Origin of the sequence: Halomicrobium sp. IBSBa (assembly GCF_017612575.1) — an archaeon.
In the GTDB taxonomy this organism is placed as follows: Archaea; Halobacteriota; Halobacteria; order Halobacteriales; family Haloarculaceae; genus Halomicrobium.
The window spans coordinates 16,197-33,775 of record NZ_JADPQC010000002.1; the positions used below are offsets into that span (position 1 = coordinate 16,197).

The window sequence follows — 17,579 nt, forward strand, 5'->3', positions numbered from 1 at the left end:
ACCGACGACGGCGACGAACGCCGCCGGGACGAAGCACCGGGCAGGAGTCGGTCCGTCCGAACCGTCAGCTCTAACCGGCACCACAGCCGTTTTCATCGCCCGTTCCTAACTGTGGGCAATGAGTCGCGCCCGCAAGCCCGACTGGCTCAAGATGCGGCCGCCGTCGGGCCAGCGCTTCACCGAGATCAAGCAGTCGCTGCGCGAGCGGGACCTCCACACCGTCTGTGAGGAAGCCAACTGCCCCAACATGGGCGAGTGCTGGAGTGGCGAGGACGGGCCGGGGACGGCGACGTTCATGCTACTGGGCGATCGCTGTTCGCGGGGCTGTAACTTCTGTGACGTCGAGACCGGCGGGATGGAGCCGCTCGATCCCGACGAGCCCGCGAACGTCGCCGACGCGGTCGCGGACATCGGGCTGGACTACGTGGTGCTCACGAGCGTCGACCGCGACGACCTGCCCGACCAGGGCGCGGGCCACTTCGCCGAGACCATCCGGGCGATCAAAGAGCGTGACCCGTCGATTCTCGTCGAGTGTCTCATTCCGGACTTCCGGGGCGAGGAGCGGCTGGTCCGACAGATCGTCGACGCCGGCCCGGACGTGATCGCCCACAACGTCGAGACCGTCCAGCGCCTCCAGTGGCCCGTGCGAGACCGCCGGGCCGGCTACGAGCAGTCGCTGTCGGTGCTTGGCCAGGTCGACCGGGAGTCGGACATCTACACGAAGACGAGCCTGATGCTCGGCGTCGGCGAGTACGCCCACGAGATCTACCAGACGCTCTCGGACCTGCGGGAAGTGGGGGTCGACGTGGTGACGCTTGGCCAGTACCTCCAGCCCTCCCGCTCGCACCTGGAGGTCTCGGAGTACGTCCACCCCGACGCCTTCGACACCTGGCGACGCGTCGCCGAGGAGGAGCTTGACTTCGCCTACTGCGCCTCGGGACCGATGGTCCGCTCGTCCTATCGCGCCGGTGAGCTGTTCGTCGAAGCGGTGCTAGAGGGCAACGACCCCGCGATCGCGCGGCGGCGAGCACGGGCCGGAGAGTGAGCCCGCCGGACCGACCGAGTGACAGCGCTACTATCCGTGTGGAGCCAGAGGGCCCCGTATGAGGTCGCCACCCGTTCGTCGTGACCGCCGCGTCGTCCGAACGGACGGCGGCGAGGACCGCATGGAGTCCGAACAGACCGACGACGCCGCCACAGTCGAGACGGTCCTGCGCGAGGCCAACGTCCTCGAACCGACGGCCGACGGCACCGACCTCCGGCTCACCGATGGATTCGCCGAGGCCTGGCACGAGCGGATGGTCCAGATGCGCGGGGGCGACCGGGCGCTGCGCTGGCTGGCAGCAAGCGAGGGGCTCGACGCCGACGCTCTCGACGTGACCGAGGCGGACGATCGGTACGTCGTCACGCACGGCGACGAAACGGTGGGCGCGTGGCACTCCAGAGCGGGGTTTCTGGCCGCGATCGTCGCCGAACCGACGATCAGAGAGTGGGTCGACGAGGCCCGACTGGCACGGCTCCCGGACGTGCCCCGCGAAGAGCTGGCAGCGCGACTCGTCATGTGTCTCGAACGGTGTCCGACGTGTGACTCGGCGCTCGTCTTCGAAGACCGCCCCGACGGCGAGAGCGGCGTCGCCCTCCTGTGTCGCGGCTGCGGGGCGACAGTCGCGGTCAGTGCGATCGCGTGAGACGGAACAGTACCTACGTAGGCATTACCCTCGATAATTCCACCGAGAGAGATATTCGTCCGCACAAACCATAAGCCGACCCCGCGACAACGTATACCGTATGTCACACGGAAGGTGGTCCCACTGAGCGTCCTCCATCGCGACCCGACAGACCAGGTACAGGTACTCGACGAGAACGGGGAGGTCCGGGACGGCGCGACGGTGCCCGACCTCACGGACGAGCAACTCGTCGCGATCTACCGCGAGATGAAGCTGGCTCGTCACTTCGACCAGCGGGCGGTGAGCCTCCAGCGACAGGGTCGGATGGGGACGTACCCGCCGATGGCCGGACAGGAGGGCGCACAGGTCGCGAGCGCCCACGCGCTGGCCGACGGTGACTGGGTGTTTCCGAGCTACCGGGAACACGCCGCGCTGCACGCACACGGGTGGCCGCTCGACCAGATTCTGCTGTACTGGATGGGGTCGGAGGCCGGCAACGATCCGCCCGATGGCGTCGCCGCGTTCGCGCTGGCCGTCCCGATCGCGACGCAGATCCCCCACGCGACGGGCGCGTCGTGGGCCGCGAAGCTCCGGGGGAAAGACGAAGTCCACCTGGCGTACTTCGGCGACGGCGCGACCAGCGAGGGTGACTTCCACGAGGGACTGAACTTCGCTGGCGTGTTCGACACCCCGACGGTGTTTTTCTGTAACAACAACCAGTGGGCCATCTCGGTCCCCCGAGAGCGCCAGACCGCCAGCGCGACGCTGGCCCAGAAGGCAAGCGCCTACGGCTTCGAGGGGATCCAGGTCGACGGGATGGACCCGCTGGCCGTCTATCAGGTCACCAGCGAAGCCGTCGAGAAGGCCCGCGATCCGACCGGCGAGGACCCGCGTCCGACCATGATCGAGGCGGTCCAGTACCGCTTTGGCGCACACACGACCGCCGACGATCCCTCCGTCTACCGGAGCGACGAGGAAGTCGAGCGCTGGCGGCGCAAAGACCCCATTCCGCGCATGGAGGCGTTCCTGCGGGATCGGGGACTCCTCGACGACGAGTCCGTCGAGGCCATCGAGTCGTCGATCACCGAAGAGGTGGCCGACGCCATCGAGACGGCCGAGCAGTACGAGCGGCCAGCGCCCGAGGAGATGTTCGCACACGTCTACGCCGAGATGCCACAGCGACTGCACGACCAACTGGACTATCTCGAAGCGCTGCGCGAGCGCCACGGCGACGAGGTGTTGCTGGAATGAGCACCGAGACGCAGGATCTGACCCTCGTCCAGTCGGTCCGAGACGGGCTCTACGGCGAGATGGACCGCGACGAGGACGTGCTCGTGCTGGGCGAGGACGTGGGCGAGAACGGCGGCGTCTTCCGGGCGACACAGGGCCTGATCGAGGAGTTCCCCGACCGCGTGATCGACACGCCGCTGGCCGAGTCGGGCATCGTCGGCACCGCCATCGGCATGGCCGCCCACGGCCTGCGCCCGGTCCCGGAGATGCAGTTCTCCGGGTTCATGTACCCGGCTTTCGACCAGCTGGTGTCTCACGCCGCCCGCCTGCGGACCCGCAGCCGCGGGCGTTTCACCTGTCCGATGGTCGTCCGCGCGCCCTACGGCGGCGGCATCCGCGCGCCCGAGCACCACTCCGAGTCGAAGGAGGCCTTCTACGTTCACGAGCCCGGCCTGAAGGTCGTCGTCCCCTCGACCCCCGCCGACGCCAAGGGGCTGCTGGCGGCGTCGATCCGCGATCCCGACCCCGTCATCTTTCTCGAACCGAAGCTGATCTACCGGGCCTTCCGCGAGCCCGTCGACGCCGAGTCCTACACCGTCCCGCTTGGCGAGGCCGCCGTCCGCCGCGAGGGGTCGGACGTGACCGTCGTGACCTGGGGCGCGATGACGCGCCCGACCGTCGAGGCGGCCGAGGAGCTCGCGCCGGAGATAGACGCGGAGGTGATCGATCTGCGGACCCTGTCGCCGATGGACACCGACACCGTCGTCGAGAGCTTCAAGCGGACCGGTCGGGCCGTCGTCGTCCACGAGGCCCCCAAGACGGGCGGGCTGGCCGGCGAGGTGATCGCGACGATCCAGGAGGAGGCGCTGCTCTACCAGGAGGCCCCAATCCAGCGCGTGACCGGCTTCGACACGCCGTACCCGCTGTACGCCCTGGAGGACTACTACCTCCCCGAACCTGCCCGTATCAAAGACGGTATCACAGACGCCTGTGAGTTTTAGCCCATGTTCGAGTTCGAACTCCCCGACCTCGGGGAAGGCGTCGCCGAGGGGGAGATACTGGCGTGGCACGTCGCGACGGGCGACCGCGTCGAAGAAGACCAGGTGCTGGCCGAAGTAGAGACGGACAAGGCCGCCGTCGACGTGCCGTCGCCGGTCGCGGGCGTCGTCCGCGAACTGCACTACGAGCCCGGCGACGTGGTCGAGACCGGTGCCGTCGTCGTGTCGATCGCGACCGACGACGGCGAGGACAGAGCGGCGGCGGCTCCGGCCACCGACGAGTCGAGCGACGACGAGCCCGCCGGGACGGACGAGCGCGTGTTCGCGCCCCCGAACGTCCGGCGGCTGGCCCGCGAGCTCGGCGTCGAGATCACCGCCGTCGACGGGAGCGGGCCGAGCGGCCGGATCACCGAGAGCGACGTGCGAGCCGCCCACGAGGACGGCGAGGCCGACAGCGAGATCGAATCCGCCGTCAGTCGGGTCGACGACGGCGACGGTAGCGACGACGGCGGCGTGAAGTCGGCCGTCAGACGCGTCGGAGACGACGAATCGACGGACGAACCCGTCGTGAAGTCGGCAGTCTCGGCGGTCGACAGCGACGCCGACCGTGACCACACGCTGGCAACGCCAGCGACCCGCAGGCTCGCCGACGATCTGGGGGTCGACATCGACGCCGTCCCGACCGACGAACGCCGCGACGGCGAGCCCTACGTCGACGAGGCGGCGGTGCGAGCCTTCGCCGCGTCGGCCGACGAGACCGAGCGAGAGCGAGCCACTGGCTCCACGGGACGGGGCACGGAGACCGAACCCGCGGACGGCGAGGGTGGGACGGCGGCCACGGGAGGCCGGCGCGAACCGTACCAGGGGATCCGGCGGACGATCGGCCAGCGGATGGCCGAGTCCCGTCGAGAGATCCCGCACGCGACCCACCACGACCGGGCCGTCGTCGAGGGGCTGGTCGACGCCCGCGAGCGGCTCGAACCACTGGCCGAGGACCGCGGTGTCGACCTGACGTACACGCCGCTGCTCCTGAAGTGCGTGGCCGCGGCACTCGAACGCCACCCCATCCTGAACAGCGAACTCGACACGGACGCCGAGGAGATCGTCTACCACGACCGGGTCGACCTCGGCGTCGCGGCGGCGACCGACCACGGCCTCGTCGTCCCCGTCGTCGAACGCGTCGACGAGAAGGGACTGCTCGAACTGGCCCGCGAGGTGAACGATCTCGTCGCCCGCGCACGCGACCGCGACCTCGACCGATCGGAGATGCAGGGCGGGACCTTCACCGTCACCAACTTCGGCGCGATCGGCGGTGAGTACGCCGACCCGATCATCAACGCACCCCAGACGGCGATCCTCGGCACGGGGGCGCTGAAAGAGCGAGCGATCGCGCAGGACGGCGAGGTCGTCGCGAAGGCGACCCTCCCCCTCTCGCTGGCGATCGACCACCGCGTGATCGACGGGGCCGACGCCGCCCGCTTCGTCAACACGCTCAAAGAGTTCCTGGCCGAGCCCCGTCGCCTGTTGCTGGAGTGAGGACTCTTCAATCGACAAATTCGGTCTGATTGTCGTTGATAGCTCGTACGATCATCAAGTGGGCGGACGGCTACGTCCGCCTCAGTCATTACTTGCCGACAGCAATTTGGGTTGCCGACATTCACTCAATTGCCTTCTTAGTACCCACGTGCTGAGGATCGTCACTATAACACTGAGGGGACAGTAGTACCGCCAAGAAGTAAATAAGCATTTTTTATATTGAATTGATGTCTCCATTTCATAATATATTTATACTATCGTCCGAAATTCATGAATATGGAGGAGAACTTTAGAAGAGATTTCCTCAAAAAGAGTGGTATAGCATTGGGTACAATCGTGAGTGGTAGCACTGCTTCCGCAGCGAGAGAGACTCAAAGCAAAAAATCAAGTTTGCGCCTTCGGGGCAACAAAGATGATCCGATAAAACCGGCGGAGATCGAAGAAAAACGAGAGCGGATCGTCCGTGATCTCGCAGCATCAAACGGAGGGGGACGCAGCCATGGGACTACAGCCAAAACAGAGCGGCTTAATGCGGGCCGATCGTCTCTCCAAGTGCTCGATGGAGATGTTATAGTAGCCTATAATTTCGATGTTGTAGACGGAGGTACATCAGAACATGTGATCACTGTCCCTCTCGAGCCGATGGGTGAGGAAGAACACGCAGAACACGCAAAATACGCAGAGGAGGTCAGCGATGAAGAATTAGTCTCTGCAGCACATCAAATGGCGAAAGAAGACGCAGAAAGCCGGAACGCAATCAAAAAATCGACCGACGATGGCATCCAACCGCAAGAAGTCGAAGTAGACTGGAGCGATTGGAAGCTGGTTGATAAAAGCAATAATTCGCGCGTCGGTTATCAAAACAAAACCGGCTGGAACGTCGAATGGCGAAGTCCTGAAGGTTCAGACAAGCATGGGGTTCGTACGCTCATTAGCATGGATCCAGCAGGATACAGGCTGAAAGGGAAATGGTCGAATCATAGCGCCCAGGCCAAAATCGATTTCAAGGAAACCACTCCCTTTGGGCGTCGTAAAGTCGATGTTGAACCCCGAAATTATGGACCAGGTAATACGATTGGGTCCGGTTCATCCGGATTCGAGGTTAATGTATCATCTGATAAAGTACTAAACTTCGGATACAGCGACTCCGAAACAGATTCGGATCTCCAAGTGACCGACAATAGCGATGTCTTCGGACCAGAGAAAATCGTTCACGACTACAACATCAGCAACGACCTTCGGCAAAGTACAGTCCGAATGAACAGTGCAGCGGTCGCAGATGTCTATGACACATCTGGAACATTCGCGAATATTGACCTCAAAACGAAGTACGACGCTTTCTTGCGCTATAATATTGACAAGAGTATAGAATTTACTTGGTAAAGCCATAATTTCCGATCCTGGTGAGAACACGGTGTTCTCCCAGAGAGAGTATCGAATCCGAAATCTTGAGACTTTCCTAAATAAAGTACTATGATAGAACAGATCATATAATGAATATATGAATGACTTCACTACCCGTCGTGAGGTAATCCGTAACGGAGCTCTATTGACCGGAACATTCCTTGGGACCGAAACTGCATCGTCAGCGTCGGAGAGAGAGGAATGGCAGGAATTCGGTTTCGACGCGGCTAATACTGGTAACGGTCAAGAGAATCAGGGACCAGCGATGGAGGTCGGAATCAGTTGGTCGTTCCAGACAGAAGAGCCAGTAACATCATCCCCCGCTGTCGTTGATGGAACCGTTTTCGTCGGTAGCCACAACGGAATGCTCTATGCACTCGACAAGAGAGACGGGACGCCCATCTGGCAGTTCGAAGTGGACGGGCGTGTCCTCTCTTCTCCAGCCGTCGTCGACGATGCCCTCTTCGTTGGCAGCAACGGTTCAGACCGCGCCGCGTACGCGATAGACATGGAGACGGGCGACGAGATGTGGCGCTACGAGACATCAAATTGGATTTCAGCGTCCCCGACAGTGGTCGACGATGTTGTATACGTTGTTGACGACAACCAGTGGGTATACGCACTTGACGCTGCCGACGGATCAAAACGATGGACGTTTACTGAGACCGACCCAGTTGAGCCGCCCTTTGGCACCGCTGGTGTGGCCATCGCCAACGAGACGGTCTACTTCGGTAGTCGAGACAGTACCCTTTACGCAATTGACGCGAACGAGGGGACAGAGCTGTGGTCCTCGTCGACCGGCGGTCCAATCGGGTCCCCGCCAGCCGTCGTAGATGGATCAGTGTACGTCGGCAGCGACGATAATCGGATATATTCCTTCGACGCCGATGACGGAAGCGAACGCTGGCGACATGAAACCGGCTACTGGGTCGAGGCGTCTCCTGCGGTCGTCGATGGAACGGTGTACGTGGGGAGTTACGACGGGAAGCTGTACGCTCTCTCGGCCGCTGACGGAACCACCGAGTGGACCCTGGACGTGGGTGATGAACTTGAGTCGTCGCCAGCTGTGGTCGATGGGACGGTCTTTGTCGGTTCCGACGACTCGGGACTGCACGCGGTTGACGCCGAAAGCGGGCGACAACGCTGGGCCTTCCAAACCGATGGACGCGTCGAGTCTTCCCCTGCAGTAGTAAACGAAGAAGTCTACGTCGGGAGCAACGACGGAAACGTCTACGCCCTCAGCAGCGATGCACGGTCTGAACTGCCACTGCCGGAACTGTCCGTACAAAATTGGGGAGTCGCAACAGTAGCTGGATTGCTCGGTATCGGATACCTCTTGCGTCGGTCGAAGACGGGTGCCAAAAATAGTGGTACCAACAATAGTGACACCACTGGCAGCGAACCGGAATAAGTTCGTCATTCAGAAATGCTGTTTCCTCGATGGGTTGGTCTAGCCATCCTCGTCTCACCCTGCCTGTCTCGTCTTGGATCAATACCGCCAGCTGGGACTGAATGTAGGTATACCGATCTCGATCATCAACGCACCCCAGACGGCGATCCTCGGCACGGGGGCGCTGAAAGAGCGACCCGTGGCACGGGACGGCGAGGTCGTCGCGAAATCGACCCTCCCGCTCTCGCTGGCGATCGACCACCGCGTCATCGACGGGGCCGACGCCGCCCGCTTCGTCAACACGCTCAAAGAGTTCCTGGCCGAGCCCCGTCGCATGTTGCTGGAGTAGCCGACGAGAGCGACACGGCGATCGACCCGAAGACATTCCTCGGTGACACCCGACGGACCGACAATGACAGTGTCCCCGGCCATCGCCACGGACGGACTGAGCAAGCGGTACGGCTCGACGACGGCCGTCGCCGAACTCGATCTGACGGTCCCGAACGGCGTCGTCTACGGTTTCCTCGGCCCGAACGGCGCGGGCAAGACCACGACGATGCGGATGCTCACCGGACTGGTCGAGCCCAGCGATGGGACGGCCACGGTCGCGGGCGTGCCGAGTGACGACCGCCGCCAGCTCGTCGATCGGATCGGCCTGTTGCCAGAAGAGCCCCCGCTGTACGAGGAGTTGACCGGGCGGGAGCAACTGGCGTTTGCCGCCGATCTCCGGAGCGTTCCCTTCGAGCAGGTCGCAGACAGGGCGCTGGGACTGTGCGAGCGCCTGGGGCTGCGCGAGGACCTCGATCGGCGGGTCGACGGCTACTCGAAGGGGATGCGCCAGAAGACCGCCTTCGTCCAGGCCGTCCAGCACGATCCCGGCGTCGTCTTCCTCGACGAGCCGACCTCCGGGCTCGACCCGCGGGCGGCCAAGACGCTGCGCGAGCTGATCGTCGAGCTGGCGGCCGATGACACGACCGTCTTCCTCTCGACGCACATCCTCCCCGTCGTCGAGGAGATCGCCGACGAGGTGGGCGTGCTCCACGACGGCCGCCTCGTCGCGGAAGGGCCGCCGGGAGAGCTGATCGGCTCGGTCGAGGCCGAGGGCGGTGCGGACCTCGAAGACGCCTTCCTCGCGCTGACCGGCGACGCCAGCGAGGCCTATGCGACAGAGTGACCTGCGGGACGGCGCGGTGCTTGCACGCACCGAGCTGCGGGCACAGATCCGCCGTATCGCGGGCAACCGCCGCCAGCTGATCGGCGTCGTCGTCGGAGTGCTCTCGTTCGGGCTGTTCTTCCCGCTGACCTTCCTGTCGCAGGTCCTGGCGTTCGGCGCGGGGCTGGCCGGCGGCGATCCGCCGCTGGCGCGCTTCGGAACGGTCCTCGTGAGCGCGCTCACGATCGGGCTGTACTTCGGGGCCGCGACGGCGATCAACCAGACCCGCGTGGGGGCGATCGGGCCGCTCGTGCGCACGTCGATCCCGCCGGAGGGGGTCGTGATCGGGCGGTTCACCAGCGAGACGCTCCAGGCGACGGCGTTCGCCGTCGTTCCGGGGGTCGTCCTGCTGGTCATGGTGGCGGCCGGCGCTGGGACGCCCCTGCCCGCGCTGCTCGTGCTCGCCGCCAGTCTCCCGCTGCTGGTGGCCGGACTCGTCGTCGGCCGGACGATCGGCGCGACGGTCCGCTATCTCGGCTTGCTCTCGCGACTCTCCGCGTGGGCGAAGGCGGTCGTGCTCGTCGTCCTCGCGGGCACCGTCTTCGTCGGTTTCCAGACGGCCATCCCGGCGGTGATGGGCGACGGCGACGGGCCGGCGCTGTCGGCGCTGCTACCGGGACAGCCCCTCCAGGCCTACGCCAGCGTCGTCAGCGCACCGCTGGGCGCGACGCCCCGGCCCCTGGGCGTCGTCGTGGCCGCGGTGACGCTGGCGGCGATCCCGGTGGGGCTGGCGGCGACGCTGCGCATCGAGAGCGCGCTCCTGTTCGACGACCGCGGCGACCAGTCGGGCGACCAGCAGACGACGAGTCGGTCTGCCCCGCGCGTCCTGGCGGCGACGCCCTCGACGCGCATCGCCTGGCGGTACCTCCTGCGGACGCGCCGGAACCCGAAGCTCGTCTCGCACCTCTCGATGGTGTTGTTCGGCGGGCTGGCCTTCGCCGGGAGCCTCGTCACGCAGCCCGACCTCCTGACCGATCTCGGTCCCGGCGCCGCCGTCGTCGCCGGGAGCGTCCTCGCGGGCGCGACCTTCTGTCTGAATCCGATGGGTGACGACCGCGAGCAGCTCCCGCTGTTGCTGACGAGCACGGCCTCGACGAGACACCTCCTGCGGGGCCGGGTGGTGGGCGGACTCGTCGTCGGCGGGATCGTCGCAGTCGGCGTCGGGCTCCCGCTGGGGCTCGTGAGCGATCCGCCCCTCCGCGTGCTCGGACGGACGCTCCTGACCCCCGTGGTCCTGCTGGCGGCGGCCGGCACGGCGCTGGGCGTCGGGGCCATCGTCCCGAAGTTCGAACGCAGCGAGTACATGAACGTCGAGCGCGCCCACCCCTCGACGCTGGGGACGCTCACCTACTTTTTCGGGACGCTGGTGGTGGTCGGCATCGGCCTCGCACTCGTCTGGCTCTCGGTCGACGGGGGTGGCCTGCTGCTGGTCGGAGCCTGGATCGTCTATCTGGCCGTCCTCGCGACGACCGGCGTCGGCGGCTACTACTACGCCGTCCGGAAGTTCGATCGGCTGACGCTCGACGACGTCTAGTCGCCGGACGGCCCCGACTCGTCGGTGGCGTCGCCGGGACGGTCGTAAGCACCCCGGTCGGCGAGTCGAGCGCGCTCGCGGACGACCGCTGGCGTCCGGCACCGACCCGGCTCGCCGGCCACCTGCGGGACGGTACAGTTGTTGCAACTGGCACACAGCGCGTCCGCACCGGCGAGCAGGCGCGCGCCGAGTCGCGGCTCGGCGTAGAACGGCCGCCCCATCCCGACCAGATCCGCGGCCGGCGGCCGATCGGCCGCACCGAGCAGTCGGTCACAGGTCGCGCGCTCGCGGATCCCGCCCTCGCACAGCACGGGCACGTCGACCCGCTCGCGCACCGCCCGACAGAGGTCGGCGTTCCAGCCGGGCTCGCGGTCGAACCGGCGGGCCTGCAAGCGGTTGAGGAGCGCGACGACGCGCGCCCGGAGCGGGCCGCCGAACGCCGCCGCGTACTCCCCTCGCAGGTCCGCAGCCGACCACGCCCGCTCGGGGTAGGCCCCACGAACGATGCTCATGTCCCAGAACGTCGACACCGCGACCGGGACCACGGCGTCGTACCCCGCCGCGACGAGATCGCTCGCCAGCCCGACGGCGTCGTCGAACGAGAGGTGCCGGCGGACGAAGGCCGGCGCGGCGGTCTCGGCGGGCACCTTCGTCACCAGCGCCACGTCGGCGGCGTGCTCGCGGACGGCGTCGTGGATCGCTTCGAGAAACCGCCGCCCGCCCGCGGCCGGTTCGCCGGGGTCGGGGCCGAACTCGTCGTCTCGCCGGTTGAAGAAGGGCGAACAGAACTGCTGGAGCAGGCTCATGTTCGCCCCCGAGAGGTGGATGCCGTCGTAGCCGGCGTCGGCGGCGGACCCCGCCACTCGGCCGAACTGGGCGGCCAGCTCGTACACCTCGCTGGTGTCGAGGACGCGAGGCGAGAGGTCGATCAGCCCCGCGCGGTCGAGCACCCGGAGCAGCCACGGCGGCCGCGAGACGGCCAGCTGTTCGAGCTGCGGGTGCTCGCTGCGGTAGCCGGCGTGCCACACCGCCATGCTGCGGAGTCCGCCCTGTGCGAGCTGGAGGAAGATCCGACCCCCGTGGTCGTGGACGGCACCGGTGAGCCGTTCGAGTCGGGAAACGAACGCGGGGTCGTGGACGCGCGTCATGTTGGGCGCGGCACAGCCGCCGTCTGCCGTGACGATGCTCGCACCCTGAAACACGAGGCCGACGCCAGACGCCGCCGTCGGTTCGAGTTCGTCGATCAGCGTGTCGACGGCGTCGGGACCGTTGCCCGCACACTCCAGCAGCGGCGCGCGATACAGTCTGTTGGGCACTGTGACGCCGCCGATGTCGACCGGCTCGTCGAGTCGCGCCATCGTCCGATCGTCGGACCGAACGAGCGTAAGTGTGCGGGTCGTTGGCAGTCGTCTCGGAAGCAATCGGAGCCGGCGGGGAGGGTCACGCGCGGGCGAACCAGCTACTCATTTAGTCCCCGGGACTCTTGGGGCCAACAAGAACGATGTCAGACAGTTCGAGCGGGTACGATCCGAGCGCGATCGAGCCCAAGTGGCAGGCCGAGTGGGACGACGCCGAGGTGTTCCGGACCCCCGACAGCGCCGAGGACGTGGAGTACGTCTTGGCGATGTTCCCCTACACCTCCGGCAACCTCCACATGGGTCACGTCCGCAACTACACGATCACGGACGCCTACTCCCGGTACAGGCGCATGCAGGGCGAGGACGTGCTCCACCCGATGGGGTGGGACTCGTTCGGACTGCCCGCCGAGAACGCCGCCGAAGAGCGGGACACGAGCCCCGAGGAGTGGACCCGCAAGTGCATCGAGTCGATGAAGGCCCAGATGAGCGAGATGGGCTTTGGCTACGACTGGGACCGGGAGGTCACGACCTGCGATCCGGAGTACTACCGGTGGAACCAGTGGCTGTTCAAGCGCTTCCACGAGGAGGGCCTCGTCGAGCGCAAAGGGTCGGAAGTCAACTGGTGTCCCTCCTGTGAGACGGTGCTGGCAGACGAGCAGGTCGAGGGCGAGGCAGAGCTGTGCTGGCGCTGTGACACGCCCGTCACCCAGCGCGACCTCGACCAGTGGTTCCTGACGATCACCGACTACGCCGACGAGCTGGTCGACGACATCGACGAGCTGTCGGGGTGGCCCGAGAGCGTCCGCGCGATGCAGCGAGACTGGATCGGCCGCCAGCACGGCGCGCGGGTCCCCTTCGAGGTCTCCGGCTACGGCGAGGTCGAGATCTTCACGACGCGGCTGGACACGATCCACGGGGCGACCTTCTTCGCGGTGGCTCCGGACAGCGAAATCGCACAGGATCTGGCCGACTCCGACGAGGAGGTGGCTCACTTCGTCGAGGAGGAGGCAGATCCCGACGGCGACGAGCCAAACGGCGTCGCCACCGACCTGACCGCCACGAACCCCGCGACGGGCGAGGAGATCCCGGTGTTCGTCGCGGACTTCGTCCTCTCGGACGTGGGGACGGGCGCGCTGATGGCGGTGCCCGCCCACGACGAGCGTGACCACGCCTTCGCGAGCAAGAAAGACGTGCCGATCGAGCCGGTCGTCAAGCCCGCAGACGGTGACGTGCCAGACGTCGAGGACGCGGCGTACACCGAAGACGGAGTGCTCGTCAACTCCGGCGACTACGACGGCTACACCAGCGCCGACGCCCGGAGCGCGCTGGAGGAGGACCTGCCCGGTGCGCGCCACGACAAGCAGTACCGACTGCGCGACTGGGGGATCTCCCGGCAGCGCTACTGGGGGACGCCGATCCCGATGGTCCACTGCGAGGACTGTGGCGCGGTGCCGGTGCCCGACGAAGACCTCCCCGTCGAACTCCCCGAGTTCGTCCAGACCACGGGGAACCCGCTGGACGAGGTCGACGAGTTCGTCCAGACGACCTGTCCCGACTGTGGCGGCCCCGCCCAACGCGAGACCGACACCATGGACACCTTCGTCGACTCCTCTTGGTACTTCCTGCGGTACACCGCGCCGGACCGCGACGACGGGCCGTTCGACACCGCTCGCGCGAACGACTGGATGCCCGTCGATCAGTACGTCGGCGGCATCGAACACGCCGTGATGCACCTGCTGTACGCTCGCTTCGTCACCAAGGCCATCTCGGATCTGGAGCTGCTCGACCACCGCGAGCCGTTCCAGAACCTCGTCACGCAGGGGATGGTCCAGCTCGACGGCGAGAAGATGTCCAAGTCGAAGGGCAACGTCGTCTCCCCGCAGAACATCGTCGAGGAGTACGGGGCCGACACCGCGCGGCTGTTCATGATGCAGGCCGCCCGCCCGGAGCGGGACTTCGACTGGAAAGACGAGGGTGTCGCCTCGAGTCACCGCTTCCTGACGCGGCTGTACGACGCCGTCGAGGCCTACGTCGAGTCACCGCCCGCTGGCGAGGCCGGCGACGTGACCGACTACGTCCGCCGCGAGATCGATCGGGTCACCACCATCGCCGACGAGAGCTACGCGAACCTGACGTTCACCGAAGCGCTGCGCGAGACCAGAGAGTTGCTCTCCCTGCTGGACCGCTACGCCGAGGCCACCGAGCCCCACGCCGAGACCGTCGAGGCGGCGCTGTCGACGATCGTTCGCCTGCTCGCGCCGGTCGCACCCCACGTCACGGAGGAGTTGTGGGCGAAGCTCACCGACGCGGACGAGGGCTTCGTCGCCGAGGCCGAGTGGCCGACCGTCGACGGCGATCTCGACCGACACCAGCTGGAGCGCCAGCTGGTCGAGGACACCCGCGAGGACGTGCGCCAGATCGTCGACGTGGCCGACATCGAAGACCCGAGCCACGTCGAGATCGCCGTCGCACCCGAGTGGAAGTTCGAGGCCCACGCGATCGCTCGCGAGTTCGACGGCGACAACCTCGTCGGCGAGATCATGAGCGACGAGCGGTTCCGCGGCGAGGACGGCGCACCGGACTACGCGAAGGACCTGCAGGCGGAACTCCAGACCCTGACCGAGACCCTCGACGCCGCGACCGAGGCCGAGGTGCTCGCGCGCGCTCGCTGGCTGATCGCCGAGGAGTTCGACGCCGAGGTGACCGTGCGGGCCGGCGAGGACGCCGACCCCGAGCTGGTCCGGAAAGCCGAGCCGGGACGGCCGGCGATCAACATCGAGTGAGCGACTCCGACACGAGGGCATCGCTGGACGCGCGGGCCGTCGGTCGGACGAACGGGACGGTTCGACTGGAACCGAAGGGGTGAATCGCACTCTCTCGACGAGCGCACGTGCGACTGCCGGGGATCCGCTTAAGTACTCGAACACACTAACGTATTAGGTATGAGGCCGGACGAGGAGGCGGCAGACGCCGCCGACGGCGAGGCCGTGGGGAAGAGTGACGCCGACGCCGGGGGGCGCGGCGAGCAACCGAGGACCGAACGCGCGAGAGAAACGCGGGTCGTGACCGACGGCGGCGTCGATGCCGCCATCGAGGGCGCGAGCGTCGATCAGTACGCCGGCATCGTCGGGGCGCTGGAGGACGGCGTCTACGTCCTCGACGCGGACGGACAGTTCACGTTCGTCAACGAGGCGATGGTCGAACTGACCGGCTACGACGAGACGGAACTCCAGGGCGAACCAGCCAGCCGCATCAAGGACCGAGAGACCGGCGAACGGACCGAGGCGGCGCTGGCGGCGCTGCGCAACGGGGAGACAGAGGATCTCGATCAAACCTTCGACCTCTCGGTACAGCCAAAGCGGGGCGAGCCAATCGCCTGCGAAGAGCACGTGACGGCGCTGTTCGACGACGGGCAGTTCCGTGGCGTCGTCGGGATCGTCCGGGACATCTCCGATCGGCGGCGGCACCGAGAGCTGATCTCACAGCTACAGGAGACCTCCCGATCGCTGATGCAGGCTCCGAGCCGGGAGTCGGTCGCGGACATCGTCGCGAACGCGGCCCGGCAGGTGCTGGGCTTCGAGCTGAGTGCTGTCCGGCTGTACGACGCCGACGAGCGCGTGTTGCGGCCGACGGCAACCACCGACGCAACCGACGAGCAGCTCCCCGAGCGGCCGGTGTACGCTCTCGACGAGGGCCAGCCCGGCACCGTCTTCGCCTCGGGCGAACCCGCCGTCTACGACGACGTGCGAACGATCGAGGACCCCGACGGGGAGTTCGGGCCGGTCCGCTCGGCGATGTACTTCCCCATCGGCGTCCACGGGACCCTGACCGTCGCCTCGACCACGGTGGGGGCCTTCGACGAGAACGACCGGCAGGTGGCCGCGTTGCTGGCGATCAACGCCGCCGCGGCGTGCAACCGCGCCAAGCGCGAGCAAGAGGTCCGAGAGGCCCGCGAGCGCATCGAGACGATCCTCGAACGGATCAACGGGCTGATCCAGAACACCGTCGAGGTGCTGGTCGAAGCCACCACGCGCGAGCAGGTCGAGGCCGGCGTCTGCGAGCAGCTCGTCGCCGTCGAACCGTACACCTTCGCGTGGCTGGGGCGGCCGGACGTGCGCGCCGAGACGATCAGCGCCCGCGAGTGGGCCGGCAGTCAGCCCGGCGGCCCAGCCACCTCCTCGGACGGCGAGCCACCCGTCGACGTCGCGGACGTGGCCGAACCGATCGACGGCGACACGCCGGGCGCGCAAGCGCTCGAATGCGAGGGGCCGAAAGTACTGGAGGGAGCCGCGCTCGAAGACGCCGGTGGCTGGTTCCAGTCGGCCGCCGAGAACGGCGTCCGGTCGGTGATGGCGATCCCGCTGTCGTACACGGACTCGAACTACGGCGTGTTGTACGTCTGTGCCGACCAGACCGACGCCTTCGACCAGCGAGAGAAGGTCGTCCTGCAAGCGCTGGGCCGGGCCGTCGCGAACGCGATCAACGCCATCGAGAGCGGCCGAATCCTCAGTGCCAACAAGGTGATCGAACTGGAGTTCACCGTCGACGACCGGGACCTGCTACTGTCGCGCCTCTCCGGTCGAGCCGGCGGGACGATCGCCTCCGCCGGGACCGTGACACAGGAAGACGGCTCGCTGCGGCTGTATCTCACCGCACAGGACGCCGACACCGACGAGGTGATGGCCGTGCTGGACGCCGACGACGCCGTCGAGTCCGCGAGCCGGGTGGCCGAACACGACGACGAGGCGCTGTTCGACGTGACCGTCACGGAGTCGCTGATCGCGACGCTCGTCGACCACGGGGCCGTCCCGAAGTCGATCGTCAGCGAGAACGGGATCGCCCGCTACAACATCGAACTCCCCTACGAGGCGGAGGCCCGCGAGGTGTTCGGGCTCGTCGAAGACAACTACGACTCGACGGACCTGGTCGGCTACCACGAGCACGAGCGCCCCGTCCAGACCCAACAGGAGTTCCGCGCCGCGCTGGCCGAACGGTTCACCGATCGACAGGAGACGGCGCTCCGGACGGCGTACCTCGGCGGCTTCTTCGAGTGGCCCCGCGAGGTCGACGGCGACGAACTCGCCGAGGGGATGGACATCTCTCGGCCGACCTACCACCAGCACCTCCGGGCCGCCCAGCACAAGGTCTTCGAAGAGCTGTTCGAGGGCGGCTACTAGGACGACTTGCTCTAGAGTTCGTCGCTGCCACAGAGACGACCACCTCGAAAGCCCTCGGCCCGCTCGACGCCG

Annotated in this window: 12 protein-coding genes and 1 pseudogene; 12 read left to right on the forward strand and 1 reads right to left on the reverse strand. The window is 66.6% G+C overall.

Annotated elements, in window-relative coordinates:
* Positions 1–118 precede the first annotated feature (118 nt).
* The 10 genes and pseudogenes from lipA (at position 119) to IL252_RS06800 (ending at position 10,972) form a co-directional block, all read left to right on the forward strand.
* On the forward strand, positions 119–1,045 hold the full coding sequence (gene lipA, locus IL252_RS06755; protein ID WP_208627394.1) for a lipoyl synthase: 927 nt from the start codon (positions 119–121) through the stop codon (positions 1,043–1,045).
* 58 nt (positions 1,046–1,103) lie between these two features.
* Entirely contained in the window at positions 1,104–1,688 is a 585-nt protein-coding gene (locus tag IL252_RS06760) for a hypothetical protein (RefSeq protein WP_208627395.1), read from the forward strand.
* 123 nt (positions 1,689–1,811) lie between these two features.
* Positions 1,812–2,918 (forward strand): pyruvate dehydrogenase (acetyl-transferring) E1 component subunit alpha, encoded by a 1,107-nt coding sequence (gene pdhA / locus IL252_RS06765; RefSeq protein WP_208627805.1) that lies wholly within the window; start codon positions 1,812–1,814, stop codon positions 2,916–2,918.
* Positions 2,915–3,898, forward strand: a complete 984-nt coding sequence (locus tag IL252_RS06770) for an alpha-ketoacid dehydrogenase subunit beta (protein WP_208627396.1) — start codon at positions 2,915–2,917, stop codon at positions 3,896–3,898. Before pdhA ends, IL252_RS06770 begins: the two co-directional genes overlap by 4 nt.
* Positions 3,899–3,901: 3 nt before the next feature.
* On the forward strand, positions 3,902–5,431 hold the full coding sequence (locus tag IL252_RS06775) for a dihydrolipoamide acetyltransferase family protein (RefSeq protein ID WP_208627397.1): 1,530 nt from the start codon (positions 3,902–3,904) through the stop codon (positions 5,429–5,431).
* Positions 5,432–5,707: 276 nt separating this feature from the next.
* Positions 5,708–6,814, forward strand: a complete 1,107-nt coding sequence (locus IL252_RS06780) for a hypothetical protein (RefSeq protein WP_208627398.1) — start codon at positions 5,708–5,710, stop codon at positions 6,812–6,814.
* Between the two features lie 118 nt (positions 6,815–6,932).
* Positions 6,933–8,246, forward strand: a complete 1,314-nt coding sequence (locus IL252_RS06785; RefSeq protein WP_208627399.1) for a PQQ-binding-like beta-propeller repeat protein — start codon at positions 6,933–6,935, stop codon at positions 8,244–8,246.
* 121 nt (positions 8,247–8,367) lie between these two features.
* Positions 8,368–8,574, forward strand: a pseudogene (locus tag IL252_RS06790) (2-oxo acid dehydrogenase subunit E2); the annotation flags it as partial.
* Positions 8,575–8,637: 63 nt separating this feature from the next.
* Positions 8,638–9,399, forward strand: a complete 762-nt coding sequence (locus IL252_RS06795; RefSeq protein WP_208627400.1) for an ABC transporter ATP-binding protein — start codon at positions 8,638–8,640, stop codon at positions 9,397–9,399.
* Positions 9,386–10,972 carry a hypothetical protein gene (locus IL252_RS06800; protein ID WP_208627401.1) on the forward strand — a complete coding sequence of 529 codons (1,587 nt, stop codon included), beginning with the start codon at positions 9,386–9,388 and terminating at the stop codon, positions 10,970–10,972. Before IL252_RS06795 ends, IL252_RS06800 begins: the two co-directional genes overlap by 14 nt.
* On the opposite strand, the gene IL252_RS06805 is transcribed toward IL252_RS06800, so the two are convergent.
* Positions 10,969–12,330, reverse strand: coding sequence for an NADH:flavin oxidoreductase (locus IL252_RS06805; RefSeq protein WP_208627402.1), 1,362 nt, complete (start codon positions 12,328–12,330; stop codon positions 10,969–10,971). The genes IL252_RS06800 and IL252_RS06805 overlap by 4 nt on opposite strands.
* A 143-nt stretch (positions 12,331–12,473) precedes the next feature.
* Between IL252_RS06805 and leuS the strand changes: the two genes are divergently transcribed.
* Positions 12,474–15,113 (forward strand): leucine--tRNA ligase, encoded by a 2,640-nt coding sequence (gene leuS, locus IL252_RS06810; RefSeq protein WP_208627403.1) that lies wholly within the window; start codon positions 12,474–12,476, stop codon positions 15,111–15,113.
* A gap of 159 nt (positions 15,114–15,272) precedes the next feature.
* Positions 15,273–17,507 carry a bacterio-opsin activator domain-containing protein gene (locus IL252_RS06815; protein ID WP_208627404.1) on the forward strand — a complete coding sequence of 745 codons (2,235 nt, stop codon included), beginning with the start codon at positions 15,273–15,275 and terminating at the stop codon, positions 17,505–17,507.
* Positions 17,508–17,579 lie beyond the last annotated feature (72 nt).